Below are 25460 nucleotides of genomic sequence, written 5' to 3'. Positions count from 1 at the left end.
TCGGTGTCCATCTACGTCGCCCGTAGTATGCAGTACCTGTCGGGCGCAGTTCGCCACAGGGGGCGGCTCAGTTGTGGGTCGGTTCGTGGCGGACCACGGCGGGCAGGCGCAGGCGCTTGAGCAGGAGTGCGTTGACGGCGACGATGAGGCTGGATCCCGACATGGACAAGGCGGCGATCTCGGGACGCAGGGTGAGTCCCCAGGCGGCGAACACGCCCGCGGCGATGGGCAGGGCGATGGTGTTGTAGCCGACGGCCCAGCCGAGATTCTGGTGCATCTTGTGCAGGGTTCCGCGCCCGATCGTCAGCGCGGTCGGAACGTCGAGCGGGTCGGAGCGCATCAGCACCAGGTCGGCGGTCTCGATCGCGACGTCGGTGCCCGCCCCGATGGCGATCCCCAGGTCGGCCTGGGCGAGGGCGGGGGCATCGTTGACGCCGTCACCGACCATGGCCACGCTTCGGCCTTCAGCCTGCAGGCGGGTGATCTGGGCGGCCTTGTCCCCGGGCAGGACGTCGGCGATGACGGTGTCGATGCCGAGGTGATCGGCGATCCGGTCGGCGGTGGCACGGTTGTCACCGGTCAGCATCACCACACGTACGTCCTGCTCGTGCAACGCCCGCACCGCCTGCGCGGAGGTCTCCCGGGGTGCGTCGGCCAGCCCGATGACAGCCGCCACTGCCCCGTCCACTGCAGCGAACACGGCGGTCTGGCCGGCCTCGGCGATCCCGTCACGGATCGGGCCTGCCGCGGCAAGGTCGATGCCGAGGGATTCCATCAGGCGCCGGTTGCCGACGGCCACCCGATGCCCCTCGACCACGGCGGTGGCGCCATGGCCCGGGACGTTGCGGAACTCGCTCGCGGAGCGCACCGCGATGCCTTGCGCTGCGGCGTACGCCACCACTGCCGCGGCCAGGGGGTGCTCCGACTCCCGCTCCACGGCAGCGATCAGGTCCAGACGTGGATCGGTACCGACAGACACGACCTGGGTCACCTCGGGTTCGCCCTTGGTCAGGGTGCCGGTCTTGTCCATCACCACGGTGTCGATACGTGCCGAGGTCTCCAGCGCGGTCGCGTTCTTGAACAACACGCCACGCTTGGCGCCCAGACCGGTGCCGACCATGATCGCCGTGGGGGTGGCCAGCCCCAGCGCATCGGGACAGGTGATCACGACCACGGTGATCGCGAACAAGAGCGCCACCTGCACCGACGGTCCGATCAGCCACCAGACCACGAACGTCGCCAGGCCGCCGATGATGGCGACCAGGACGAGCCAGAACGCGGCCCGATCGGCAAGGCGCTGCCCGGGCGCCTTCGAGTTCTGGGCCTGCTGGACCAGGGCGACGATCTGGGCCAGTGCGCTGTCGGCGCCCACCTTCGTGGCCTCCACCCGCAGGGTGCCGGTGGTGTTGATGGAGGCTCCGATCACCTCCGAACCCGGGCCCTTGGCGACCGGCAACGACTCGCCGGTCACCATCGACTCATCCACCTCCGACTCGCCCTCACGCACCAGCCCGTCGACCGGAATCTTCGCGCCCGGCCGCACCATCACCAGGTCCCCGACCAGCACCTCGCTGGTCGGAACCTCGACCTCGGCACCGTCGCGGATCACGATGGCCCTGGGCGGGGCCAGGTCGAGGAGGGTACGGATCGCGTCGTTCGCGCCGCCGCGGGCCCGCATCTCGAACCAGTGACCGAGCAGGACGAATGTGGTCAGCACAGCCGCGGCCTCATAGAACACCTCACCGCCACCGGTGAGCGTCACGAACAGGCTGTAGAGCCAGCCGGCGCCGATCGCGATGGCGACCAGCACCATCATGTCCAGGGTCTTGTTGCGCAGGGCGCGGACCGCACCGTCGAAGAAGATCCAGCCGGCGTAGAAGACCACCGGCAGCGACAGGATCAGGGCGACGACATCGTCGCGCAGCCCGAACGGCGCCGCCAGGCTGAAGCCCAACATGCCCCGGCCCATCGGGGAGTACAGCGTGATCGGCACCGACAGGACGGCCGCGGTAAGGAACCTGTTGCGCATATCGGCCACCATCGCGGCCATCGACATGCCGGCGTGCCCGCCATGGCCCATCGCGTCATGCGGCGACGTCGCCGGGGCCGGGTGACCTGCATGCTCACCGTGGTCCGGCGCGACCACGACGGGGATCTCCTGTGGTGTGCCGGGCGCGCCATGGTGGCCGGCGTGGGCGCCGTGACCTTGGTGGCGGCTGGGCGCGGTGACCTGGTCTGCGGGGGCGCACACGTGGGTCGGGAGGGACTCCCCGGCACAGTGGTAGCCGCATTCACGGATCCAGCCCTGCAGGTCCTCCCGGCTCGTGTGGGCGGGGTCGAAGGTGACCGTGGCGGTCTGGGAAACCGCGCTGGCCTCGACATCGAGCACGCCCGGCCGGTCGGCGAGGGTGTGTTCGACGCCGCGGGCGGAGGTGGCCCACTGCAGGCCGCCCACGTGCAGGACGGTCGTCCGAGCCTGTGCCGGGGTCTGCTGGGTGGTCATCTTCTCCTCGATTCGTCAGGACTTCAGGGCCTCCGCAGGATCGTGGCCGCCCGGCCGCCAGCGCGCGGATGCCTCACGTTCGGCGAGGGCGCCCGGTTCAGTGCCGATGTCCGGAGGGGTGGTTGCCCGAGCTGTGGGCATCCGAGGTGTTGTCGCCCGAGCCGTGGTTCATCATGGCCATCATCACGCCCATCATCACCAGGCAGCCCACCGCATAGAGGATCGCGCCTCCGCCGACCTTGCCGGCCAGCACCAGATAGCCCACGACCAGGACCATCGGGGCGCACATCAGCAGATGCATCCAGTGGTTGTGGCCCTTGTGGTGCCCAGGGGCGGTTTCGGTTTCGGTCCCGGCCTGCGGGGGGTCGACGGGTCGGGGAAGGTCGGTGGGAGGGGTGAGGCTGCGGGCGGCGTACCTGTCGGGGTCGGTCTGGGTACCGGGGCTGTAGGGGAAGGTGGGATCGCTGTACGGGAAATCGGGATCCATGATCGCTCCTTGGTGCGATGGACTGCTTGTCCTTCGAGAGTCGCGCACGAAAGTGGTGGCCTGTGATCGGAGCGGTCAAGGTCTTGTCAAGCCTGCACCACCGGGGCGACGAGGGGGTCGCTGGCCGGTGGTGCAGGCAGATGGGTGGGGGACCGGCTAGCTGACGTAGTTGAGGCCGATCATCATGCCGGCCTCGGCGTGGTAGATGTTGTGGCAGTGGACGGCCCACTTGCCGGCATTGTCGGCGTCCAGGTCGATCGGCAGCTGTTCCATCGGCCCGAGCAGGACGGTGTCCTTGCGCAGCCCCGAGGGCAGGGCGAAGGTGTGGCCGTGCAGGTGCAGGGGGTGGGTCATCATCGTCATGTTCATCACGTTGATGCGCAGCCGCTGGCCGGCCTTCACGGTCAGGGGCGTGTTCTTCCCGAACGGCGCGCCGTTGATGGCCCAATGGTAGGGCTGCATGGAGCCCTCCAGGTTCAGTTGGACGGTGGCATCGGGTGACTTGGCCGGCAGCTTGGCCGACTCCGCGGGCTGCAATTGGGAGCCGATCAGCACCTGCCCGCCCAGTTCGGCCGGTGTGATGTCGGGGCCCGGGGCGGTGCCGGCGCCGGTGCGGATCAGGCCCAGGGCCTGACCGCCCGAGGTCTTGGCGAACGGTCGGGCGACCAGCGGGAAGACCCCCTCACCCAGGGTGACGATGGCGTCGTAGCGCTCACCCATCCCCATGTAGAGCGCGGAGACCTCCTGGGGGACCACCGGATGGCCGTCGGTATGGGTGATGGTCATCTTGTGTCCGCCCAGCGCGACGGTGAAGATCGTGTCGGAGGCGGCGTTGATGATGCGCAGGCGCACCTTCTGCCCCGGCTTGGCGGCGAATGTCTCGGGTGCGGCCGGCACCTTGCCGTTCAGCAGGAAGTGCGGGTAGGTCACGTCACCGGCATCCCCCCACGGCTGAGCACCCGTGGAGGAGCCCATCGCACCGTGGTCCATCCCGCCCATCCCTCCCATCCCGCCCATGCCGCCGCTCGAGGACGGGGAGGCCGACCCGCCTGCAGCGATGAGCTGCTTGAGGACCTCATCGGGGGTGCGGCCCGTACCGTCGACCCAGTCATCGAGCACGACCACCCATTCGGCGTCATAACCGCCCGGCTCGCGCGGGTCGTCGATGATCAGCGGCGCGTACAGCCCGCGGTCGAGTTGGACGCCCACGTGCGGGTGGAAGAAGTAGGTGCCGGGGTCGGGTGCGGTGAACTCGTACACGAATTTCTGTCCGGGCTTGACGGGATCCTGCGTCATCCCGGGCACGCCGTCGGCGGCGTTGTGCAGCCGGATGCCGTGCCAGTGGATGCTCGTGTCGTCCGGGAGTTGGTTGTCCAGGGTCAGGCGCAGGAAGTCGCCGGCCGTGGCGCGGATCAGGGGTCCGGGCAGCGTGTCGCCGTAGGCCCAGGTCGCGACCTTTGGGCCGCCCAGGTCGATCGTGGTCGGCTTGGCCGACAGCGACTTCTCCACCACCGTCTGTCCTGGCGAGGGAGTCGCTGCGGAGACGGGTCCGAGTGCCGCAGATCCTGATCCCCTGCCCCCTCGGGTGGAGCAGGCGGTCAGGGCTCCGGCGCCCAGGCCGAGGCCTCCGATCAGGACGGCCCGACGTGAGAGTCGTTGCATGGTGATGCCTTTCCTCTATCTCAGCGGTGAGGTGGTCGGGACGGAGGCCGAACGGGGACGGCATCGCTCTCGGCACGCAGGTACTCATACTCCTGGACCGTGATCTCCCCTCGAGCCAACCGCTCCCCCAACCGATCAGCCGCCCAGGCAGCCTCAGGGTCCGGGGAGCCAGCCGTGTCCCGACCGCTGTACAACGCACGTACCGCCAGGAAGACGGCGGCCCAGAAAGCTGCGGTGCCGACGATCATGACGACCCACATGCCCCAACCGGGCAATCCACTCATCCCGTCCACCGTGCTCTCCTTTCCTGGTCGTACGAGCGCTCACTGTCGACTCTCGCCCGCCCACATAGGGAACTCGTCACAGGTTCGTTCAGGTTCGATCAAGATGGCGACCAGGAGGCATCCGCGGTCAGGAGAGCCGTCAGCGCGCGGCGCACACTGGGCGTGTGAACCCAGCAGACGCCGAACCGGCGGCACGGATCCAGGTCCTGGTGGTCGACGACGAGAAACCGTTGGCCGGGATGATCGCCGCCTACCTCTCTCGCGAGGGCTACCAGACCCGCCTGGCCCACACCGGCCCGGACGCCGTGGCTGCCGCGCAGGAGGATGCCCCCGACGTCGTGGTCCTCGACCTCGGCCTGCCCGGCATGGACGGGGTGGAGGTCTGCCGCAGGATCCGCACCTTCAGCGACTGCTACATCATCATGGTGACCGCCCGCACCGACGAGGTCGACAAGCTGATCGGCCTGTCGGTGGGGGCAGATGACTACCTGACCAAGCCGCTCAGCATGCGCGAACTCGTCGCCCGGGTACAGACCGTGCTACGTCGGCCCCGCACCCCCACCGGAACCACGCCCCGGGTGGAAGAGCCGGCCCGCGTCTTCGGGGACCTTCGGGTCGATGTCGCCGGCCGTGAGGTCCACGTGGGCGGGGTCCTGATCGACCTGACCCCCACCGAGTTCGACATCCTCGCCACCCTGGCCTCCCGGCCCAAGCTCGCCTTCTCCCGGCGCCAGATCCTCGATGAGGTCTGGGGCGAGAGCTGGGTCGGCGACGACCACGTCGTCGACGTCCACGTCGCCCACCTGCGACACAAACTCGGCGACGACTCGACCGCACCCCGCTACGTCCGCACCGTCCGGGGCGTCGGCTACCGCATGGGCCTGGGATGAAACCCCTGCGATGGGCGCGCGAAACCCTGGCCGGCAGGCTCATGGCCGGCCAGACGATCGTCCTGCTGGCCAGCGTCCTGACCGCCGGCCTGGTCGCCTCGATGGTGGGCCCCCAGATCTTCCATGACCACCTCCTCCAGTCCGGGCATACCGCCAACTCTCCTGAGCTGGGCCACATCGAACAGGCCTACCGGGAAGCCAGCGCCCTGGCCCTGGGGGTCGCCCTGCTCATCTCACTGGTCTGCGCGGTCCTGGTGTCCTGGTTGGTCAGTCGCCGACTGCGCCGGTCCCTGCATGAACTGACCGACGCCGCCCGCGAGTTGTCTCGCGGCCACTACGCCCGCCGGGTCCCGGCGGTCGGAGGTGGATCCGAGCTGGACACCTTCGCCACCGCGTTCAACTCCATGGCCGGCCGGCTGGAGGACGTCGAGGCCACCCGCCGGCGCCTGCTCTCCGACCTCGCCCATGAGCTACGCACCCCCATCGCCACCCTCAGCGCCTACCACGAGGGACTCTTCGATGGAGTCACCGACCTCGACGCCGACACCCGAACCGTCCTCACCGCCCAGACCGACCGGCTGGCCCGCCTCGCCCAGGACATCAACGACGTCTCCCGGGCAGAAGAAGGCCGTCTCCACCTGGATCGCCAGCCCTACCAGGTCGCGGACCTGATCGCCATGGCTGCCGACAGCGCCCGGGCCCGCTACGACGACAAGCACGTCGAACTCGCCACCGCCACCGCCGACGGGGCCGGAGCGGCTGTCGACGTCGACCCCAACCGCATCGGCCAGGTCCTCGGCAATCTGCTCACCAACGCGCTGCGCCACACCCCCGCTGGCGGACGGGTCACCCTCAGCGCACGGTCGGCATCCGATGAGGTCGCCATCATCGTCAGTGACACCGGCGAAGGGCTCCTGGCGTCCCAGCTGCCCCATGTCTTCGAACGCTTCTACCGCGGCGACACCGCCCGCGACCGGGACAGCTCCGGGTCCGGTATCGGCCTGACCATCAGCAAGGCGATCATCGACGCCCACGGAGGCACCATCACCGCCCACAGTGAGGGCCCCGGGCAAGGAGCCACCTTCGAGATCCTGCTACCCCGATCACGCCCATGACAGCGCCCACCGATCCGGCCGCCGATCCGCCCCAAGCTCCGCACCCCTGCCGAGACCCGGCGGCCGGAGGCCATCGGCGCACCGCCAGCAGTCTGCCCCCGTCCCGCCCCTTCACCGAACAGAGAACTCCCACCCATGACTAGTAGCAACGCACGGGCCAAGCTCGACGCGATCCGCAAGCAGGACGCCGCCCGCGCCCGCCGCCGACGCCTCATCGGCGCCGGTGCGGGCGCGGTCGCCCTGGTCGTCATCGCTCTCCTCATCACCTGGGCCGTCACCCGTACGCCGAGTCAGCCCACGGCGACCAGCGGCGCGCTCACCTACCCCAGCCTGTCCCGCGACCACGTGTCCGGCCCGGTCACCTACCAACAGACGCCCCCGGCCGGCGGCCCCCACGCCTCGGTCTGGCAGAACTGCGGGATCTACACCAGCCCCGTTCCCAACGAGAACGCCGTGCATTCCCTCGAACACGGCGCGTTCTGGATCACCTACCGCCCCGACCTGGCGGCCGACCAGGTCGCCGCCCTGCAGGCTGACGTCACCGGCCAGCCCTACGCCCTGCTCAGCCCCTACCCGGGACTGCCCGCCCCCGTCGTCGCCACTGCCTGGGGCGTCCAGCTCAAACTGCAGGACGCGACCGACCCCCAGCTCAAGACGTTCATCAACACGTACGCCGACGCGCGCAAGGCACCCGAACCCCGCGGCGAGTGCACCGGCGGCGCCGGCACCCCGGCCAGCCGCTGAGTCACCCTCGACCACTGACTGGCCTGGTCGACTCATCCCCGGCTGGAAGGAGAATCCTGCCACCTGCACAGGCGGCACGCCCCCGCCGGTAGGTCAGCCAGCCGGGGGTGTGAGGGTGTGGGAAATCTTTACTTTGCCCCCACCTCGATCCTTACCGGCCGCTGGGAGGCTGGAAGACATCGGGCGATCAAGGCGATCGCCCCTGAAACCAGGAGGATCACCATGATGGGATGGGGCGGAATGGGATGGGGCGGCGCGGGATACCGCGGCGCAGGTTACGGCGGCGCGGGATGGGTCGGCATATTCGCAGGCTTCGCCTTGTTCATCCTCGCCCTTCTCGTCATCGCCGCGCTCAACTACCTGTATCGGCGCGCCCACCACGGGACCCCGCTGATCACAAAGCTTTCCGAGGGCGATCGGGACAGCCACAGCGCCGCACGGGCGTCCTACCGCGCCGGGCAGGGCGCCGCAACGAGCCCGGAAGATGAGGCCATGAGCGCGCTCGCTGCACGTCTGGCTTCCGGCGAGATCACCCCGGAGGACTACCAGGAGCGCGTGGCCACCCTACGTACCGTCCGCGACCAGGGCATCGACCCGACCGCAGGCATGCCCTACCTCGGACCGCAGGACACGGCCCGACCGGACCGGCGTGCAGCCTGATCGCACGTCGAGTCAAGCGCGCACCCCCCGGGACTGCCGTACGTGGCGTCCCGGGGTGTGCTCGCCCATTCCCGATCCGGCGCCCACTCCGCAGCCCGATCGAGACGAAGTCCTGCCACCCTCACCGGCGCCGCACCCCCGGCCCCGTGGCCAACGGGCCTCGATGGGCGGTGTCAGGGGCTGTGGGAAATCTTTACTTTGCCCCCACCACGATCATTACCGGGCGCTGCGAGGCTGAATGCATGGGGCGGTCAAAGTGATCGCCCCCTGACACCAGGAGGATCACCATGATGGGATACGGCGGTTGGGGCGGTATGGGATGGGGCGCCATGATCGGGATGGTGCTGGTATGGATTGTCCTGATCGCGCTCATCGCGTGGGCGGTGACCCGGCTCCTGCCTGCGCGCCGGGTGGAGGGCGGCTCCCCGCAGCCGCCGCAGGAAACTCCCGAGGAGATCCTGGACCGCCGCTTCGCCCGCGGCGAGATCGACCTGGAGACCTACCAGGCCCAGCGTGCCGCGCTGGCATCCGCTCGTAAGGAACGCCGATGACCAGGAAGCGTCTGACCCAGGCCGGCCCCCGGTGGCTGGCCTGGGCGGTGCTGGCCGTCGCCGGCCTGCTCCTGGTCGCGTCGGTAGCTTTCGCGGCGTGGGGATTCGGACGGGCCGCCGCGCCCGCGGGTGGCATCGCCCCGCAGGCGTCCGGGAGCGGCGGCCCGACCACCGGCGGCCCCCCGATGATGGGTCCCGGCGGTCCCCGGCAGGTCGGTGGCCCATCCGGCGGCATGATGGGCGGCCACGTGTGGCTGGCCGGCGACGGCGTCCGGGTCGAGACGATCGCCCAGGCCCGCGCCCGCGCCACCCAGGCCGCCGCTTCCAGCGGGCTACGGCCGGGTGAGGTGATGCAGTTCACCAACAACTTCTACGTCGAGTTGAAGGACACCTCAGGTGCCCCCACCACGGAGGTACTCGTCGATCCGGCCACCGGTACGGTCTCCACCGAGTACGGCCCTGCCATGATGTGGAACACCGGCAACCGCACAGCCAAGGTTTCCCCCGATCAGGCGGTGGCCATCGCCAACCGCTGGCTGCAGACCAACGCAGCCGGCCAGAGCGCGGCCACCCCAGAGGCCTATCCGGGCTACTACACGATCGATGTCACCTCGGGCGGCAAGAAGGTGGGCATGCTGTCGGTGAACGCCACCACCGGCGCGGTCTGGAACCACACGTGGCACGCCCAGTTCCTTGCGGAGGAGGACGCCTAGTGGCAGAGAAGAAGCTGAGCGCGCTGGTCGTCGACGATGAACCCAGCATCGTGCGGGTCGTGGAGGGCTACCTGGTCAAGGACGGCTTCGAGGTCCGCACCGCCGCCGACGGCCAGACAGCGCTGGCCCTCGCGCGGGAATCCGAGCCCGACGTCGTCGTGCTCGACCTCGGCCTGCCCGGCATGGACGGCATCGAGGTGTGTCGACGCCTGCGTACGTTCAGCACGTGCTACGTCCTGATGCTGACCGCACGCGCCGATGAGGTCGACATGCTGATCGGGCTCGCGGTCGGCGCCGACGACTACGTCATCAAACCCTTCTCCCCCCGCGCGCTGGTGGCACGGATCCACACCCTCCTGCGACGCCCCCGCACCCCGATAGCCGACCCCGCGTCGCCGGCAGGCGCGCAGACGCGCGTGTTCGGGGATCTTGTCGTGGACGTGCCGGCCCGCGAGGTCCGCGTGGCTGGGTCGGTGGTCGCCTTGACCCGCACCGAGTACGAGCTCCTGGAGGCGTTGAGCAGCGCTCCCCGGGTGGTGTTCACCCGGGCACAGTTGCTGGACCGGGTCTGGGAGGGTCCGGTGGGCTCAGCACCCGGTGATGAGCACCTCGTCGACATCCATGTGGGCCACCTGCGCCGCAAGCTGGGCGATGATCCTCGCGATCCGCGCTACGTGCTCACCATCCGTGGGGTCGGCTACCGGATGGGGCCGGGATGACCCGCCAGCGGACCGACGCCAGGCTGGCCCGGCTCGGACTGGCGCCCCGACTGCTGCTCAACAACCTGCTGGTCATCGTGGCCGGGGCCGGCACCGTCGTCGTGACTGTGCTGCTCATCGCACCGGTGGTGTTCCAGCTGCACCTGCGCAGGGCCGGCGTCCCGCTCGAAGCGGGGGTGCTGGAGCACATCGGCCGGGCCCTCGACGTGGCCGTCCTGGTGTCGGTCGGGGTCGGCGTGATCATCGCCACGCTCACCGCCTCCTCGATCAGCTGGCTGGTGGCCCGACGACTCGCGGCGGCCGTGAGGGAGGCCGCCGACACCAGTCGTCACCTGGCCGACGGGCACCTCGACGCGCGCGTCCCCGACCCGGGCATGGGACCCGAACTGGCCACCCTTGCAGCGTCACTGAACGAACTCGCCCAGCGGCTGCAGGCCACCGAGGCGACCCGACGCGAGCTCACCGCCGACCTGGCCCACCAACTCCGCACCCCGATCGCGTCGATCGAAGCCACCCTGGAAGCCGTACGCGAACAGGTCCTGCCCCCCGACGACCTGACCCTGGAAACCCTGACCGCCCAGAGCGCCAGGCTGCGACGCCTCGTCGCCGACCTCGAAGTCGTCTCCCGAGCCGAAGAACGCCAACTCCTCCTCGACGTCGAACGCGTCGCCGTCCCGGCCCTGGTGGAGGAGGCCCTCGCCGCGCAACGCGAGCGCTACCGGGCCGTCGGCGTCCACCTCAAGGTGTCCCTCACGGCCGCCATTCCCCCCGTGCTGGTCGACCCCGACCGGATCCAGGAGGCGCTGGGCTGCCTGCTCGACAACGCCCTGCGCCACACTCCGCCCGGAGGCACCGTGACGCTGACAGCACAACCGAGCGACACCACCAAGAGCGCAGCCGCGGTGATCGCCGTCAGCGACACCGGAGCCGGCTTCCTCCCGGCCGAAGCCGAACACCTCTTCCACCGCTTCACGAAGGCGCCGAACAGCCCCGGGTCGGGCCTCGGCCTCACCATCGCCCGGGCCATCATCGAAGCCCACCACGGGACCCTCATCGCCCACAGCGACGGCCCCGGACAGGGCGCCCAGTTCACCATCACGATCCCACCCGCCACCTCGACCAGTCTCCTCGCCAACCAACCGGCCCCCAGGCGTCCAGCATCCCCGCGATAGACCGTTGATCGAACGAACGACTCAACGAGAGCGGGATCGCTGCCCTGAAATGGCTACCCCACCGGCCCGCTTGAGTCCAACAATCTCGTTCACTTGACATACCTCGTAAGCAGGCTTTGGCCTTCTCCCGGCCGGCCCACGAATCCGAGGGGCAGCGAGCAGGCCGCTCTACAGGTAGCGGCAGATCTGGCCAGGAGGGCAGGACTCCGGTGCGGGCCGTGTTGCCTGTTGACGCAGTTCGGCGATGGTGGCCCGCAGGGTAGTGAGTTGTTGTAGCTGATGGTCGATGTCGGCCAGTCGTGCGTCGAGCAGGTCGCGGACATGCTCGCACGGCGCCTGCCCACGGTCACGGACATCGATGATCTGCCGGATCTGGGCGAGGGTGAGTCCGGCAGCCTGTCCACGGTGGATGAACTCCACTCGGGCGGCGGCGTCGGGGGTGTAGTCCCGATAACCCGACGGCGTGCGCTGTGCGGGTGGCAGAAGGCCGCGTTCCTCATAGAAGCGCAAGGTCTTGGTGGTCGCGCCTACAGCTTCGGCGAGTTGACCGATCCTCATCTGCTACTCCCGTCTCGAGGCCCGCTTGACCTTCCCCTGTGCTGGAAGGTCCAGTATGGCGGCATCAGGTGAGTTTCCCAACCGTCGGGAGGTATCGAGATGGGTCCCTCAGTGGATCTGGCAGTGATCGGCTCAGGTGGTGCGGCGTTCTCCGCCGCGATCCGAGCCACGAACCTGGGCAAGGCCGTGGTGATGATCGAACGCGGCACGTTCGGCGGCACCTGCGTGAACACCGGCTGCGTGCCCTCGAAGGCACTGATCGCTGCTACCGAGGCCCGCCACACCGCAGCCGACGCCCCCCACCGGTTCCCCGGGATCGCGGCGAGTGCGGGGGCGGTGGACATGGCCGGGCTGATCGGTGGCAAGCAGGCCTTGGTCGAGGAGTTGCGTGGCGAGAAGTATGTCGACGTGGCCGAGGCGTACGGCTGGCGCGTGGTCGAGGGTGACGCCTCGTTCACCGGCAGCCCGGAGGCACCCGTCCTCCGGGTGACCACACCCGACGGGCCCGTGGAGACGATTGAAGCCGCTCAGTATCTGGTGGCGACAGGTTCGCGCCCTTGGGCCCCGCCGATCCCCGGCCTGGATGATGTCGGCTACCTGACCTCCACCACGGCGATGGAACTGAACATGGTGCCGGAGTCGCTGCTGGTGCTGGGTGGCGGCTACGTGGCACTGGAGATGGCCCAGCTCTTCGCACGGCTCGGGTCGACGGTGACGATGCTGGTCCGGTCCCGGCTGGCCTCCAAGGAAGAGCCCGAAGTACACAGGACGCTGCGTGACGTCTTCGCCGATGAGGGTATCCGGGTCGTCCGGCGCGCCGAGGTCACCCACCTGCGGCAGGAGGCGGCGACGGGTCAGGTCGTCGCGACAGCCGCGGTCTCGGGTGGCCAGCAGGAGTTCCGTGCCGCCAGGATCCTGGTCGCGCTGGGCCGACGCCCGGTCACCCTGGGCCTCAACCTGAAGGAGGTAGGAGTCGCGACGAATGAGTCGGGCGCGATCCAGGTCACCGACCAGCTCCAGTCCTCCAACCCGAGGATCTGGGCGGCTGGAGACGTCACGGGCCACCACGAGTTCGTCTACGTCGCCGCCCGTCACGGTGCTCTGGTGGCCGACAATGCGTTCACTGGCGTGGGCCGTTCGGTGGACTACACCCACCTGCCGCGGGTGACGTTCACCACCCCCGCCATCGGGGCGGTCGGGCTGACCGAGGCCGCCGTCGTCGCCGCCGGCATCCGGTGCAACTGCAGCGTGCTGCCGCTCGAATACGTGCCTCGCGCGCTGGTGAACCGCGACACTCGCGGCTTCATCAAGATCGTCATCGACGACGACACCAAGCAGATCCTCGGCATCACCGCCCTCGCCAAGGACGCCGGCGAACTCGCCGCCGCCGGGGTGCACATCCTCGGCAGGACCATCGACGACGTCATCGACTCCTGGGCCCCGTATCTGACCATGGCCGAGGGCATCAGGCTCGCCGCACAGGCCTTCACGACCGACGTCTCCACACTCTCCTGCTGCGCCTGACCACATCACGCGACCCACTTATGAAGGGTGCGCCCTGAAGGGGGCAACCACATGTAACGGGACTGCTGCACCGATAGGTCTCACCTATCCGTGCAGCAGTCCCATCACGTTCCTTTGACAGACGGTTCGCCGGGGCTGGCCACCGCTACCAGGCAGTGGGCGAGCCACCGCCGCGGTGCTGAGCGGGGCTATCGCCACCGCGAGCGAGAAGTACGCCTCTCACTGCCCTGCAGGCCAGCTCCAGGTCCCCATGGTGGTCGTCCTCGACGAGGGCAAACGTCATGCCCTGGCACCGTCCCGACCGGCACAGCCGGGCCGACGCTCCGGTGCCGGGCCCGTCGAGCTGGACGCCGGACACGTTTGCCCCCGGCCCTTGGTCCGGGTCAGTGGTGGAGGCGTTCCTGATCGCGGTGGGAGGTGGTTTCGAGCTGGAAGGTTGAGTGCTCGACGGGGACGTCGAAGTGGTCGGCGACGCAGTCCTGCAGGTCGGAGAGGATCTGCTGGGCGTGGCCGTCGGTCAGGCAGCGGTCCTCGAGCGTGACGTGTCCGGTGATCACCGGGGTGCCGGTGCCGATCAGGGTCGCGTGCAGGTCGTGGACGTCGACTACGTGCGGCATGGCAAGGATGTGGTCACGGACACTGCGCAGGTCCAGACCCTTCGGGGTGGCGGCCAGGAGCACATCGATGGTCTCCTTCAACAGCCGAAGCGTCCGCGGGAGGATCAGTGCCCCGATCAGGAGCGAGACGAGGGCGTCGGCGCGGGTCCAGCCGGTCAGAGTGATCACGATCGCGGCGACGATCACGGCCACGGAGCCCAGCGCGTCGTTGAGGACCTCCAGGAATGCCGCCCTGAGGTTGAAGGAGCTGCGCCGCCCTGCGGCGAGTACGAGCAGGGAGACGGCGTTGCCCACCAGGCCGATGATGCCGAACCAGAGCATGGCGCCGGAGCCGACCTCGGGCGGTTCCACCAGCCGGCGGACGGCCTCGTAGATGACGAAGACGCCCACGACCAGCAGGAGCCCAGCCTGCAGGGCGGCAGCCAGGACCTCGGCTCGCTGGTACCCCCAGGTCCGCTCGGGCGTGCGGGGACGCAGGGCGAGCGAGGCGGCGATCAGGGCGATCAACAGCCCGGAGGCGTCGGTAAGCATGTGCCCGGCGTCGGCCAGGAGCGCCAGCGAACCCGACAGGACTGTCCCGACCACCTCCGCGGCCATGATCATCACTGTCACGCCAAGGGCCGCGAGGAGCCTGCCGCGGTCCCGCCCCGTGTCTGCAGTGTGGGAGTGGTCGTGTCCGCTCATTGCCTGGTCCTTTCCGATCTTCAACCACTGAGGGTCTTGTTTGCATGTGGCATGCAATACGCATTTCTTGCCGGCGAGGGAATCGTCGAAGGCGCCCGGGCTAGACCACAACCCCGATCACCGGTCATCACACAGTGCAGGCCCACGGTCAGCTGTGGGGGGCGACCCGGGTCGCCGGTGCCGACACGGGGCCAGCGATGGTGCGCAGGGCCCTCGACCTGCCGGCGCGCACGCCGTTGGCGATGACGATGACTTCCGAGACCTCGTGGACCAGGACCACGGCGGCCAGCCCCAGAACGCCCGTGAGGGCCAGCGGGATGAGTACCCCGATCAGCACCAACGAGAGGACGACGTTCTGCAGGATGATCCGCCGGGTCCGGCGGGCGTGGGCGAAGGCCCCCGGGAGGAGTCGCAGGTCATTGCCCATCAGCGCCACATCGGCAGTCTCGATGGCCACGTCGGTTCCCATCGCCCCCATCGCGACGCCAAGGTCGGCGGTGGCCAGCGCCGGGGCGTCGTTGACACCGTCACCGACCATCGCGGTCACCCGTCCGGAGTCGCGGAACTGGCCCACCAGGCGGGACTTGTCCTCCGGGCGCAGGTCGGCGTGGACCTCGTCAATGCCTGCCGCGGCGGCCAAGGCGTGGGCCGTGGCGTGGTTGTCACCGGTGAGCATGGCCACGGTGTAGCCCTGCTGGCGAAGGTCTGCGACGGCCTCTGCAGCCTCGGGGCGCAGTTCGTCGCGGACCGCGATCGCGCCGACGACGAGTCCGTCCACCTCGAGCAGAACCGCGGTCGCGCCGGCTTCCTGCATCCGGACCACGTCGCCGGCCAGGGTCCCCGGCTCGATCCAGCCCGGGCGGCCCAACCGCACCGCCACCTCGCCGACCGTGCCACTCAGACCGGCACCGGTGACCGCCTCCACGGCCTGAGCCTCGGGCACGGCCTGCGCGGCGGCGAGGATGGCGCGGGCCAGCGGATGCTCGCTGCGCGCCTCCAGCGCGGCGGCCAGGGCCACCACGTCCTGGCTGGTGTGGCCGCCGGTGGTTGCGACGTCGATGACAACCGGCTCGTTACGGGTCAGGGTCCCGGTCTTGTCCAGGGCGATGGTGCCGACCTTGCCGAGGGTTTCCATCGCGGCACCACCCTTGACCAGGACACCGTGCTTGCTGGCCGCACCGATCGAGGCGACCACGGTGACCGGCACCGAGATCGCCAACGCGCACGGCGATGCCGCCACGATGACAACCAGGGCCCGTTCGATCCAGAAGGCAGCCTCCCCGTAGATCGCGCCGACAACAGCGATGAGCAGACCGACGATCAGAATCCCCGGCACAAGGGGCCCGGCGATCCTGTCCGTCAACCGCTGGGTAGCGCCCTTGCGGGACTGTTCGGACTCCACGATCTGCACGATGCGCGCCAGGGAGTTGTTCTCCGCGGTGCTGGTGACCTCCACGTCCAGCACGCCGGTGCCGTTGATCGCACCCGCGAAGACCTCATCACCGGGACCCGCCTCGACCGGCATCGACTCACCGGTGATCGCCGACGTGTCCAACGCGGTGCGCCCGGAACGGATGATCCCGTCGGTCGCCAGGCGTTCCCCTGGTCGTACGACCATGTGGTCGCCGACAACGACCTCATCCGGATCGACCACGATATCCGCGCCGCCGCGCCGCACGGTAACCTCGCGCGGGACCAGGTCCAGCAGCGCCCGCAGGCTCTTGCGGGTTTTGGCGACCGAGTACTCCTCCAGCCCCTCACTCAGCGAATACAGGAAGGCGAGGGTCGCTGCTTCCTCGACCTGGCCGAGGAGCGCGGCACCGACCGCGCCGATCGTCATCAGCAGGTCGATGCCCAACTTGCCGCGGCGCAGCTTCTGCAGCGCCTCGGGGACGAACGTCGAGCCCCCCAGGACCAGCGCGGCCAAGCTCAGGCCCAGCGACCAGCCCTCCTGACCGGCCCGCCCCAGGAGGAACCCCACGAGCAACAGCAGGCCGGACACGACACCGAACTGCATTTCGCGGACCTGCCAGAAATGGTCGACGTCCGCGTCATCGTCGTCATCATCATCAATCCGGCCCCCGGGCCCCCCGACGAGTTCTTCGTCGTCATCGCGGCGGGTCATCTGGGAATCGCTCATCGGTCGGTCTCCTTGGCGTCATGGAACTTCAGGTCTTCGGGGGCAGGGTTCCCGGTGGTCCCGATGCCGTAGTTCGGGCACAAGGTGACTGCGTAGCCGGTCGCCGCGAGGAGTCTCTCGGCCGTCACGAGCAGCGCCAGGAGGGCCGGGGTGTTGGCCAGGGAGAACAACGAGGCCCGTCCCTGCGGACGCGACTCGACCAGACCGCACTCCCGAAGACACGCCAGGTGTGCGCTGACCGTCGACTGGGCCAGCCCCAGATGCTCCACCAGATCCCGTACGCGATGCTCACCCGACGTCAGGTGCTGCAGAATCGCCAACCGCGTCGGATCCGACAACCCGTGGAACAACGCCGCAGCAGACACCAAGTCCTCTGATCCCGCACCACCACTCTCAACGTCGGAACCACCCGACGCTCCCGATAGTATCGTCATTCGACGATGATAGCAGTCAGGACCGTTTTTGAAGACACCGCGCTCACCGCCGGCATCGTCCAACAATCACGTTGGTTTGATCGACACTTCTGCAGCCGGATCGGACATCGCATGGGTCTGTCAATCACGTTGGTTGGACAGACACCTCCGACGGACCCCGACTACCGGCAGATGCGTAGGGCGCTTGCGGCTTGAGGCTGGACCGGGGCCTGACTGCGGCGGCCTGTCACGGCCTTCCTCTCACCGGATCGAGCGCGCAAGACGCGGCACCGAGGCCTACACCCGGATCGAAGCCCTCTGGCGCACCTGGGAAGCCCTCCGCTACCAAGGCCCCCACGGCATCGCCACCTGGCTCCTCACCTACGCCGACCCCCTCATGCGCGAACTCACCAGCACCACCGGCCCCTTCCGCAAATGCCACCCCCTCACCGGCGAACACAACCAACTACCCCCATGGACCGCCGAACCACCACCCCCCGGCATCTTCACCTGAACGGAGAATCAGACATGGCTGTAGACCCCACTGGCGTGGTGACGACGTGGGTCGGGCGGGATGCGCTCATGTGGGCGTCCAAGACCCGAGCCCAACTTCTCAGGGCCCACCTGAAGGAATGGGACGACCTCGACCAGGTCGTCAAGATGGTCACCGACCTAGAAGAACGATCCGGCGTCGAGCTGCCCGCTGCGAAGGAGAACCTCCCTGAGGCCAGGCACGGCTACCCGCCGGTCGATGAGCGTCGGCGTGTCCGAGAAGTCCCGCTCGACCGGGGGAAGTCCATGGACCGGCGCACATCCCAGCGGTCAGCCCTCCAGGACCGTGCCGTCAGGCATGGAAGTGGGCTGGTCGCTGGTGATCTCGACGCTCCCCACGATCTGCACGCCCTTTCCGAAGGAGACGTCTCCGGAAACCGTCAGGGAGGTGGTGCGGCGCAGCCCCAGGGGGTGCGGTATGCGCCGGGAGAAGTCGCCCACCAGCTTGAAGTTCCCGTCGAGCGCGATCGACGGGGTCGGTGCCTGCGCGACGAGGCGGGCCCGGTCGTCCAGCTCGTACAGGTCCGAGCGTAGGAGCAGCAGCTCATTGGTGGTCTTGACGGGCAGGAAGCGGTCGCGGCCGACGCCGATCGCAGTCGCGCGCGGGAATACCTCGATCGCAGCCCCCATCGCCGTCTCCAGCTGGATGACCTTGGGCGATGTCGGGTCGGACGGGTCCACGGTCTTCTCGTTGCGGATCAGTGGCAGGCCCAGCACGCCACCTCGTTCGTCCATCAGGGAGTTCAGGGCCGCCAGGTCGACCCAGAGGTTGTTGGTGTGGAAGAAGGGATGGCGATGCTCGTCGGTGAAGTAGTGCATCTCGTCGGCAGGTGTCTGGGCCGTGTCCCGCAGGATCAGCTGGCCGTCGCTCCTGCGGATGGCAAGGTGCCCTCCCTTCCGGTCGTTGGCCGTGCGTCGGCACACCTCTGCCGCGTAGGGGGCACCCGTTGCGGCGAACCACCCGGCGACGCGAGCGTCGGGCGAGGCCCCGAGGTTGTCTCCGTTGCTCAAGGACGCGTAGCGGAACCCTCGCTCGATCAGTGCGTCCAGGATCCCCGACCCGTACAGGGCGGTGTAGACATCGCCGTGGCCCGGGGGGCACCACTCCAGGCCGGGATCTGCCGGCCATCGGACCGGGGCCAGGTCATCCGCGCCCAGCTTGGGCTCCTGGTTCTGCAGGAAGCACAGAGGGAGATCGCCGACCGGTAGGTCGGGGTAGTCGGCCAGCGCCGCGAGCGTGTCGTCATGGGTGCGGAAGGAGTTCATGAACAGCAGGGGCAGCTGCACGCCGTAGGTCTGCCGGGCCGACAGGACCTGCCGCACGATGATGTCGAGGAAGGTGAGACCGTCGCGGACCTCCAACAGGTTCTTGGCCCGGTCGAGTCCCATCGAGGTGCCCAGGCCGCCGTTCAGCTTGATCACGGCGGTCCTCGCGAGTGCCTCACGGCCGGCCCGGTCGTCCACGTCGACCTCGTCGAGCATCGGCGGTGCGATGAGCGGGCTGATGGTGTCCTCCGCGATGAGACCCGCGGCCCCACCTTCCAGTTGCGTGTAGAGCTGGTCGAAGACCTCGATCGCGGCGGTGCCCACTCCGGCCTCCCTCATCTTCGCCAGCGCCAGCCGGCGGCGGGTATCACTCATGCGACCTCTCCTCTACGTGACGGGTCCGGGACCATGGACGGCTGCCGTCGCGCGGCGCTGCTCTCGCGAACGACCAGGCGGGCGGGGACCAGGCGTGACTGCACCGCCGTGACATGTCTGGACCCATCCCGCCCCTCGATCTGTTCGACCAGCAGCTGAACGAGTCCTTCTCCGACGGCGCGGAAGTCCTGGTGCACGCTCGTCAGCGGGGGCCAGAGGCATTCGGCGCTGATGTCGTCGAAGCCGACCACGGCGACGTCGTCGGGGATTCGCCGGCCGGCCTCGTGCAGGGCCCGGAGCACCCCGGAAGCCATCTCGTCATTCCCCACGAAGATCGCTTCGACAGCTGGATCGCCGGCCAGCTCCTTGCCGATGCGGTAGCCGGAAGCCGGTGACCAGTCCCCGTACATCGGCTGCGGTGCGGGGCGGCCGGCCGCCGCCAGGGCCTCCCGCCAGCCGGCCTCACGCTGTTGCGACTGGACCGACTCCAGCGGGCCCGCAACGAGGTGCACCGTGCGGCGCCCCAGGCCCAGCAGGTGCTCGACGGCCAGCCGGGCACCGCCCACCTGGTCGAATCCCACGCCCGGCACGGACAAGGGTCGGGAGTCCGCCATCACCAGTGGCAGGTTCCTCGGGAAGCGCAGTCGCTCGACCTCCCTGGTCTCGAGGCCCAGGACCACGAGACCCGCTACTCCGCGGCGGGACTGGAGGATGGCGTGGTTCGTCTCCTCGACCGATCCGCTGCCGGCATCCGTGAGCAGGATGTTGTAGCCGCGGGACCGAGCCGTGGAGCACACCGCCTCGACGATGTGCGCCTCTCCGGTGCGGCTCAGGTGGTGCGCGACCACTCCGATGGTGTCGGAGCGTCCGGCCTTCAGCATCCGCGCAGCAGCATTGGGGGCGTAGCCGAGCGTCGCCATGGCGTCCTGCACCCGTTGCCGAGTGTCGGGTGAGACGTTCTGGGCGCCGTTGGCCACCCGGGAGACGGTCTGGGTGGACACCCCGGCCAGAGCCGCGACGTCGCGTGCCGTCGCACCCTGGGACCAGCTCACGCCTCCCCTGCGCGAGGGCTGGTCCTGCACGTCGTGGGTCATTCCCCTGCTCCTGTCTGAGGTGGTACGTCGTCCGGGCCGCATCCCTGCGCGACCATGATCACAGCAGCCGTTCCGCCGGGCCGGAAGCCGAGGCACGGTGGATGACCGGCGGAGGCGTTCCCTGGCGGCGGGCCTCGGCCATCACTGCACTGGCCACCGTCCGTACAGCGCTGGCGGGTACGAGCGCAACCGCGCTGCCCCCGAAACCACCACCGGTCATCCGCGCACCGAGGGCCCCCGCTGCCAGGGCAGCGTCCACCACCACGTCGAGCTCGCGCACACTGACCTCGAAGTCGTCCCGCAGCGACAGGTGGGACTGGACCATCAGCCGGCCGGCCCGCACCAGGTCACCCGCCCCGAGCGCGGAGACGAACGCGCCGACCCGCCAGATCTCCGTCACGACGTGGCGAGCCCTGCGTGCGAGGACGGGATCCGCCAGCATCGACAGAACGGCGTCCAGGCATTCGGGGTCCGTTCCCTCGGCGACCTGGCGCAGTGAATCCACGCCGAGCAGTGCCGCGGCCCGCTCGCAGGCGGCGCGGCGCTGCCCGTACTGCCCGTCACTCAGGGCGTGGGACGCCTGGGTGTCGATCACCAGGAGCTCCAGCCCCCAGTCCTCCAGCGGCAACCGGACGTGGGTCACGGTGTCCAACTCGCAGTCCAGCAACAGGGCGTGGCCGGTCCGGGCGCGCAGGGAGGCCGCCTGGTCCATCCCGCCGGTGGGGGCCCCGGCCACCTGGTTCTCGGCTTCGGTGCACAGCTGGGCGAGCCGGCTGCGGCCCGCGTCGTCCCCCATCGGATGGCCGGCGAGCTCGGCCAGGCCGAGCCCGACAGCGCACTCCACGGCGGCCGACGACGACAGGCCCGCCCCCATGGGCACGCACGAGGCGATGGCCAGGTCGAAGCCGGGGACGTCTATCCCGGCGCGGAGCAGCGACCAGGCCGGCCCCGCGCAATAGGCCACCCAGTCCGCCACCCCGCCGGGGCGGATCTCGCTGAGGGAACCGTCCCACCGCTGGCCGTCATCCAGCCCGGTGACCATCCGCACCCGCCCGTCCGAACGCGGCGCCAGGGCCACGTACGTGCGGTGGGGCAGTGCGATGGGCAGGCACAGTCCCTGGTTGTAGTCGACGTGGTCGCCGATCAGGTTCACCCGACCGGGTGCGGCCCACACGCCCTCCGGGGGCCGATCGAATGCCTCCTCGAAGAGTGCCTGTGCTCGCGCCACCCCCTCGTCGCGGCTCCACGCCACGTTCCAGTCATGCACATCAGTCCTGTGCTCCACGGCCGTCATCACCATTGATACCTGCCTCACTCCTGCTGCCGCCACGTTGCGTCCTGGCTGCGGAACTGCCCGAATCTGCCCGAATGTTTGCGTTATCACACATCTTGCCACCCGGCTTGACAACCCCGCTACTTGATGCCGATCATCGTAGATGTCACCCGATGATTGCGCAAACATCGCATGTCTCGGGGCCGGTGACAGGCAGCTGTCACCACTCGACGAGGAGATCGACTCGACGGTGAGCACCCACTCGACCCGATCGTCGACGTACGCAGGACACGGCGTGCGGCAGCAGTGCGACGGGCTGAAACCGGCCCGCGCTCATGCAGCCGGCACAGCCACCTATCGACAACGAGGTTGAGAAGGAAATCCACCCATGAACATCCCCAGGCACCACGAGGACCTGAGCGTCCTGCACGAGAACACGCTGCCGGCGAGGGCCTACTACATCCCGTCCTCGACGCGACTCGCCCCGGGGCCGAGGGCTCGCGAGCTCTCCGATCGGGTCCGGCTGCTCAACGGTGCCTGGGACTTCCGCTACTACCCCAGCATCCACGAGGTGCCCGAGCGCGTCGTCGCGCGCGACCACGCGCCGGAGGGGTTCGACCGGATCACCGTGCCGGGCACCTGGCAGCACCAGGGCCACGACGCGCACCAGTACACCAACGTTCGCTACCCGATCCCGCTGGACCCCCCGTTCGTCCCGTACGACAACCCCTGCGGGGTCTACCTGCTGGACTTCGACCACGTGCCCGACGCGGCGGCCCCTCGCCTGCACCTGGACTTCGAGGGCGTGGACTCGTGCTTCTACGTCTGGCTGAACGGCAGCTACGTCGGCTACAGCCAGGTCTCGCACGCCACCAGCGAGTTCGACGTCACCGGCATGGTCGAGGCCGGCCGCAACCGGCTGACCGTGCTCGTCCTGAAGTGGTGCGACGGCACGTACCTGGAGGACCAGGACAAGTTCCGCACCTCCGGCATCTTCCGGGACGTCTACCTGCTCGCTCGCCCCGAGTCGGTGCTCTTCGACTACTTCACCACCACGTCCCGGAACGGTCGGGCCTGGCAGGCCGAGGTGCGCGGGAGTTACGCCGGTGCTCCGGTCGCCACCACCCTCACGCTGCAGGACCCCGACGGACGTACGGTCGCGACCTCGACCCTGGAGCCGTTCGACGGTGACGACAGCTACAGCCACCGCGCCGTCCTCGAGGTCGTCGACCCGCTGCTGTGGACCGCCGAGCACCCGCACCTCTACACGCTGGTCCTCGAGTCCGCGGACGAGGTCATCATCGACCGCGTCGGGATGCGCGAGGTGGGGACGGCGGCCGCCGTGCTCCGTCTCAACGACCGCCCGATCACGCTGTGCGGCGTCAATCGGCACGACTCCGACCCCGTCACCGGGCCGGCCGTCGACCTCGACCACATGGCACGCGACCTGCGACTGATGAAGCAGCACAACATCAACGCCGTCCGCAGCTCCCACTACCCCAACGACCCGCGCTTCTACGAACTGTGCGACGAGTACGGCTTCTACGTCATGTCCGAGGCCGACAACGAGAGCCACGGCACCCAGACCCAGTACCTGGCCGACGACTCGTGGGACAACACGGTGGAGCACTGGAACGACCTGGTCGCGGACAACCCGGACTGGGTCGCGCCGACGCTGGACCGGGTGCAGCTCTGCGTCCAGCGCGAGAAGAACCGGCCCAGCATCATCGCGTGGTCGGCCGGCAACGAATGTGCGTACGGCTGCACCCTCGAGGTGGCCCTGGCCTGGATGAAGGCCTTCGACCCCGGACGGCTCACCCACTACGAGAGCTCCTACTACCGGGACTCCAAGCGGAAGTACGACTACTCCGCGATCGATCTCTACAGCCGGATGTACCCCGAGCTCGACGAGATCCGCCGATACCTCGAGGGCGACCCGGACAAGCCGTTCATCCTCGTCGAGTACTGCCACGCCATGGGCAACGGCCCGGGCGATCTGGCGGACTACTGGGAGCTCATCCGCGCCGACGACCGGCTCTGCGGCGGCTTCGTGTGGGAGTGGTGCGACCACGCGATCGTGCTCGACCACGCCGAGGACGGGACTCCTCGCTACGGCTACGGCGGTGACTCCGGCGAGACCGTGCACGACGGCAACTTCTGCGTCGACGGGCTGGTGGCTCCGGACCGTACGCCGCACGTCGGCCTGCTGGAGCTGAAGAACGTCCAGCGGCCCGCCCGGGTCACCGGGTTCGACCAGGACACGGGGCTGCTGCGCATCCGCAACGACCTCGACTTCACCGACCTGGCCGACCACCTCACCGTGACCTACACCGTGCTGCGCGACGGCGAGGTCGTCGAGGAAGGACCGGTCCCGCTCGACGTCCCGATCCCGCCCCACACCACCGTCGCGGTGCCCTGCGCGGCCACGGTCCCCGAGTCCGGCCGGTGCCACCTGCTCGTCAGCTACACCCTGCGCCGGCCGGACGCACTACGGGAGGCCGGCCACGACCTGGGGTTCGACGAGGTCCCCCTGCGTACGAACGACGACCGCAACCGGACAGCGGTTGCTCTGCTGGCGGCGCCGCGCCCACGGACGGCACCGGCCCTGGCGCAGGACGAGTGCGGGATCACGGTCTTCGGAGATCGGTTCGCCTACCGTTTCGACCCCGCGACCGGCATGCCGGCCTCGCTGCAGTTCGACGGGCGGGAACTTCTGGACCGCCCGATGCAGCTGAACATCTGGCGCGCCCCCACCGACAACGATCGGCACGTGCGGCTGGAGTGGGAGCGGGCTCGCTACCACCAGGCCCGGGAACGCGCCTACGACCACCGGGTCCAGCAGCACGACGACCACGTCGCCCTGCACGTCAGCATGGCGATGACGGCCCCGGTCATCCAGCCCATCTCCCGGATGAGCGCGGTGTGGCGGGCGTACGGCGACGGGACCCTGGCCGTGTCGGTGCACGTCCAGCGGGCCGACGGCTTCCCCTCGTTCCCCCGGTACGGGCTGCGGCTGTTCCTGCCCGAGTCCATGCAACACGTCACCTACTGCGGCCTCGGCCCGCACGAGAGCTACGTGGACAAGCACCGGGCCAGCCACCACGGGCTCTTCGCCACCGACCGCGACAGCCTGCACACCGACTACCTGCGCCCGCAGGAGAACGGCAGCCACGCCGATTGTGACCACGTGACCGTGGGCGACGCGACGACCTCGTTGACGGCGGTGTCCTCGTCCTCGTTCTCCTTCAACGCGTCGCGCCACACCCAGGAGGAACTGGCCGAACGAGGCCACAACCACGAGCTCCGGCCCAGTGGCTCGACCGTGCTGTGCCTCGACCACGCGATGGCAGGCATCGGGTCCAACAGCTGCGGTCCCGCACTCCTGGAGAAGTACCAGGTGGACGAGACCGACTTCAGCTTCGACTTCATGCTCATCCCCCAGACCAACAACTGACCCCCATCCA

Annotated in this window: 21 protein-coding genes; 11 read left to right on the top strand and 10 right to left on the bottom strand. The window is 69.2% G+C overall.

Annotated elements, in window-relative coordinates; translation table 11 throughout:
• Window positions 1–67: 67 nt before the first annotated feature.
• From GA0111570_RS14120 to GA0111570_RS14110, 3 genes are all read right to left on the bottom strand, one after another.
• On the bottom strand, window positions 68–2503 hold the full coding sequence (locus GA0111570_RS14120) for a heavy metal translocating P-type ATPase (RefSeq protein WP_092612667.1): 2436 nt from the start codon (window positions 2501–2503) through the stop codon (window positions 68–70).
• A gap of 97 nt (window positions 2504–2600) precedes the next feature.
• Window positions 2601–2990, bottom strand: a complete 390-nt coding sequence (locus GA0111570_RS14115) for a hypothetical protein (protein WP_139283262.1) — start codon at window positions 2988–2990, stop codon at window positions 2601–2603.
• A gap of 156 nt (window positions 2991–3146) precedes the next feature.
• The gene (locus GA0111570_RS14110; RefSeq protein ID WP_092612664.1) at window positions 3147–4652 is read right to left on the bottom strand and encodes a multicopper oxidase family protein; all 1506 of its coding nucleotides are present in this window, start codon (window positions 4650–4652) and stop codon (window positions 3147–3149) included.
• A gap of 448 nt (window positions 4653–5100) precedes the next feature.
• Between GA0111570_RS14110 and GA0111570_RS14100 the strand changes: the two genes are divergently transcribed.
• The 8 genes from GA0111570_RS14100 (at window position 5101) to GA0111570_RS14065 (ending at window position 11500) form a co-directional block, all read left to right on the top strand.
• The gene (locus GA0111570_RS14100) at window positions 5101–5826 is read left to right on the top strand and encodes a response regulator transcription factor (protein ID WP_092612661.1); all 726 of its coding nucleotides are present in this window, start codon (window positions 5101–5103) and stop codon (window positions 5824–5826) included.
• Window positions 5823–6941 (top strand): sensor histidine kinase, encoded by a 1119-nt coding sequence (locus tag GA0111570_RS14095; protein ID WP_092612658.1) that lies wholly within the window; start codon window positions 5823–5825, stop codon window positions 6939–6941. Before GA0111570_RS14100 ends, GA0111570_RS14095 begins: the two co-directional genes overlap by 4 nt.
• Window positions 6942–7076: 135 nt before the next feature.
• The gene (locus tag GA0111570_RS14090) at window positions 7077–7685 is read left to right on the top strand and encodes a thioredoxin-like domain-containing protein (RefSeq protein WP_092612655.1); all 609 of its coding nucleotides are present in this window, start codon (window positions 7077–7079) and stop codon (window positions 7683–7685) included.
• A gap of 117 nt (window positions 7686–7802) precedes the next feature.
• A complete protein-coding gene (locus GA0111570_RS17740) occupies window positions 7803–8345 on the top strand; it encodes an SHOCT domain-containing protein (RefSeq protein ID WP_175557509.1) in 543 nt (180 codons plus the stop codon).
• 287 nt (window positions 8346–8632) lie between these two features.
• Window positions 8633–8896, top strand: coding sequence for an SHOCT domain-containing protein (locus GA0111570_RS14080; protein WP_092612649.1), 264 nt, complete (start codon window positions 8633–8635; stop codon window positions 8894–8896).
• A complete protein-coding gene (locus tag GA0111570_RS14075; RefSeq protein ID WP_217634185.1) occupies window positions 8893–9609 on the top strand; it encodes a PepSY domain-containing protein in 717 nt (238 codons plus the stop codon). Before GA0111570_RS14080 ends, GA0111570_RS14075 begins: the two co-directional genes overlap by 4 nt.
• On the top strand, window positions 9609–10328 hold the full coding sequence (locus tag GA0111570_RS14070) for a response regulator transcription factor (RefSeq protein WP_217634184.1): 720 nt from the start codon (window positions 9609–9611) through the stop codon (window positions 10326–10328). Before GA0111570_RS14075 ends, GA0111570_RS14070 begins: the two co-directional genes overlap by 1 nt.
• The gene (locus GA0111570_RS14065) at window positions 10325–11500 is read left to right on the top strand and encodes a sensor histidine kinase (protein WP_092612646.1); all 1176 of its coding nucleotides are present in this window, start codon (window positions 10325–10327) and stop codon (window positions 11498–11500) included. The genes GA0111570_RS14070 and GA0111570_RS14065 overlap by 4 nt, the downstream gene beginning before the upstream one ends.
• A 168-nt stretch (window positions 11501–11668) precedes the next feature.
• Here the strand turns inward: GA0111570_RS14065 and GA0111570_RS14060 are convergent, their stop codons facing one another.
• The gene (locus GA0111570_RS14060) at window positions 11669–12058 is read right to left on the bottom strand and encodes a heavy metal-responsive transcriptional regulator (protein ID WP_092612643.1); all 390 of its coding nucleotides are present in this window, start codon (window positions 12056–12058) and stop codon (window positions 11669–11671) included.
• Between the two features lie 99 nt (window positions 12059–12157).
• On the opposite strand from GA0111570_RS14060, the gene merA reads away from it, so the two are divergent.
• Window positions 12158–13582, top strand: coding sequence for a mercury(II) reductase (gene merA, locus GA0111570_RS14055; protein ID WP_092612641.1), 1425 nt, complete (start codon window positions 12158–12160; stop codon window positions 13580–13582).
• Between the two features lie 383 nt (window positions 13583–13965).
• Here the strand turns inward: merA and GA0111570_RS14050 are convergent, their stop codons facing one another.
• The 3 genes from GA0111570_RS14050 to GA0111570_RS14040 all read right to left on the bottom strand — a co-directional run bounded on the left by GA0111570_RS14050 (window position 13966) and on the right by GA0111570_RS14040 (window position 17457).
• Window positions 13966–14883: a cation diffusion facilitator family transporter gene (locus GA0111570_RS14050; protein WP_092612638.1), complete on the bottom strand. Its 918-nt coding sequence runs from the start codon at window positions 14881–14883 to the stop codon at window positions 13966–13968.
• Window positions 14884–15031: 148 nt separating this feature from the next.
• Window positions 15032–17023 carry a heavy metal translocating P-type ATPase gene (locus tag GA0111570_RS14045; RefSeq protein ID WP_092612635.1) on the bottom strand — a complete coding sequence of 664 codons (1992 nt, stop codon included), beginning with the start codon at window positions 17021–17023 and terminating at the stop codon, window positions 15032–15034.
• Window positions 17020–17457 (bottom strand): ArsR/SmtB family transcription factor, encoded by a 438-nt coding sequence (locus tag GA0111570_RS14040; protein ID WP_092612632.1) that lies wholly within the window; start codon window positions 17455–17457, stop codon window positions 17020–17022. Before GA0111570_RS14040 ends, GA0111570_RS14045 begins: the two co-directional genes overlap by 4 nt.
• A 28-nt stretch (window positions 17458–17485) precedes the next feature.
• On the opposite strand from GA0111570_RS14040, the gene GA0111570_RS18445 reads away from it, so the two are divergent.
• Window positions 17486–17950 (top strand): DUF4913 domain-containing protein, encoded by a 465-nt coding sequence (locus GA0111570_RS18445; protein ID WP_092612629.1) that lies wholly within the window; start codon window positions 17486–17488, stop codon window positions 17948–17950.
• A gap of 308 nt (window positions 17951–18258) precedes the next feature.
• On the opposite strand, the gene GA0111570_RS14030 is transcribed toward GA0111570_RS18445, so the two are convergent.
• Genes GA0111570_RS14030 through galK form a run of 3 tightly spaced genes read right to left on the bottom strand, consistent with a single transcriptional unit; the run spans window position 18259 to window position 22023 of the window.
• The gene (locus tag GA0111570_RS14030; RefSeq protein WP_092612626.1) at window positions 18259–19629 is read right to left on the bottom strand and encodes a UTP--glucose-1-phosphate uridylyltransferase; all 1371 of its coding nucleotides are present in this window, start codon (window positions 19627–19629) and stop codon (window positions 18259–18261) included.
• On the bottom strand, window positions 19626–20723 hold the full coding sequence (locus GA0111570_RS14025) for a LacI family DNA-binding transcriptional regulator (protein ID WP_092612623.1): 1098 nt from the start codon (window positions 20721–20723) through the stop codon (window positions 19626–19628). The genes GA0111570_RS14030 and GA0111570_RS14025 overlap by 4 nt, the downstream gene beginning before the upstream one ends.
• A gap of 58 nt (window positions 20724–20781) precedes the next feature.
• Window positions 20782–22023, bottom strand: a complete 1242-nt coding sequence (gene galK, locus GA0111570_RS14020; RefSeq protein ID WP_425438627.1) for a galactokinase — start codon at window positions 22021–22023, stop codon at window positions 20782–20784.
• A gap of 361 nt (window positions 22024–22384) precedes the next feature.
• Here galK and GA0111570_RS14015 point away from each other — a divergent pair, with 361 nt between their 5' ends.
• Window positions 22385–25450, top strand: a complete 3066-nt coding sequence (locus tag GA0111570_RS14015) for a glycoside hydrolase family 2 TIM barrel-domain containing protein (protein ID WP_092612620.1) — start codon at window positions 22385–22387, stop codon at window positions 25448–25450.
• Window positions 25451–25460: the final 10 nt, after the last annotated feature.

The sequence above is a fragment of the Raineyella antarctica genome (assembly GCF_900092135.1).
In the GTDB taxonomy this organism is placed as follows: domain Bacteria; phylum Actinomycetota; class Actinomycetes; order Propionibacteriales; family Propionibacteriaceae; genus Raineyella; species Raineyella antarctica.
The sequence above is the reverse complement of the archived record's forward strand: the minus strand, read 5'-3'. Positions and strand labels throughout refer to the sequence as shown.

Excerpts from the sequence above, each read along its gene's own strand:
- GA0111570_RS14025 (WP_092612623.1), bottom strand. The coding sequence starts at position 20,723 with ATGACCCACGACGTGCAGGACCAGCCCTCGCGCAGGGGAGGCGTGAGC.
- GA0111570_RS14065 (WP_092612646.1), top strand. The coding sequence starts at position 10,325 with ATGACCCGCCAGCGGACCGACGCCAGGCTGGCCCGGCTCGGACTGGCG.
- GA0111570_RS14040 (WP_092612632.1), bottom strand. The coding sequence starts at position 17,457 with ATGACGATACTATCGGGAGCGTCGGGTGGTTCCGACGTTGAGAGTGGT.
- GA0111570_RS14090 (WP_092612655.1), top strand. The coding sequence starts at position 7,077 with ATGACTAGTAGCAACGCACGGGCCAAGCTCGACGCGATCCGCAAGCAG.
- GA0111570_RS14045 (WP_092612635.1), bottom strand. The coding sequence starts at position 17,023 with ATGAGCGATTCCCAGATGACCCGCCGCGATGACGACGAAGAACTCGTC.
- GA0111570_RS14095 (WP_092612658.1), top strand. The coding sequence starts at position 5,823 with ATGAAACCCCTGCGATGGGCGCGCGAAACCCTGGCCGGCAGGCTCATG.
- galK (WP_425438627.1), bottom strand. The coding sequence starts at position 22,023 with ATGGTGATGACGGCCGTGGAGCACAGGACTGATGTGCATGACTGGAAC.
- GA0111570_RS14060 (WP_092612643.1), bottom strand. The coding sequence starts at position 12,058 with ATGAGGATCGGTCAACTCGCCGAAGCTGTAGGCGCGACCACCAAGACC.
- GA0111570_RS14030 (WP_092612626.1), bottom strand. The coding sequence starts at position 19,629 with ATGAGTGATACCCGCCGCCGGCTGGCGCTGGCGAAGATGAGGGAGGCC.
- GA0111570_RS14015 (WP_092612620.1), top strand. The coding sequence starts at position 22,385 with ATGAACATCCCCAGGCACCACGAGGACCTGAGCGTCCTGCACGAGAAC.
- GA0111570_RS14075 (WP_217634185.1), top strand. The coding sequence starts at position 8,893 with ATGACCAGGAAGCGTCTGACCCAGGCCGGCCCCCGGTGGCTGGCCTGG.
- GA0111570_RS14120 (WP_092612667.1), bottom strand. The coding sequence starts at position 2,503 with ATGACCACCCAGCAGACCCCGGCACAGGCTCGGACGACCGTCCTGCAC.
- GA0111570_RS14110 (WP_092612664.1), bottom strand. The coding sequence starts at position 4,652 with ATGCAACGACTCTCACGTCGGGCCGTCCTGATCGGAGGCCTCGGCCTG.
- GA0111570_RS14080 (WP_092612649.1), top strand. The coding sequence starts at position 8,633 with ATGATGGGATACGGCGGTTGGGGCGGTATGGGATGGGGCGCCATGATC.
- merA (WP_092612641.1), top strand. The coding sequence starts at position 12,158 with ATGGGTCCCTCAGTGGATCTGGCAGTGATCGGCTCAGGTGGTGCGGCG.
- GA0111570_RS14050 (WP_092612638.1), bottom strand. The coding sequence starts at position 14,883 with ATGAGCGGACACGACCACTCCCACACTGCAGACACGGGGCGGGACCGC.
- GA0111570_RS14115 (WP_139283262.1), bottom strand. The coding sequence starts at position 2,990 with ATGGATCCCGATTTCCCGTACAGCGATCCCACCTTCCCCTACAGCCCC.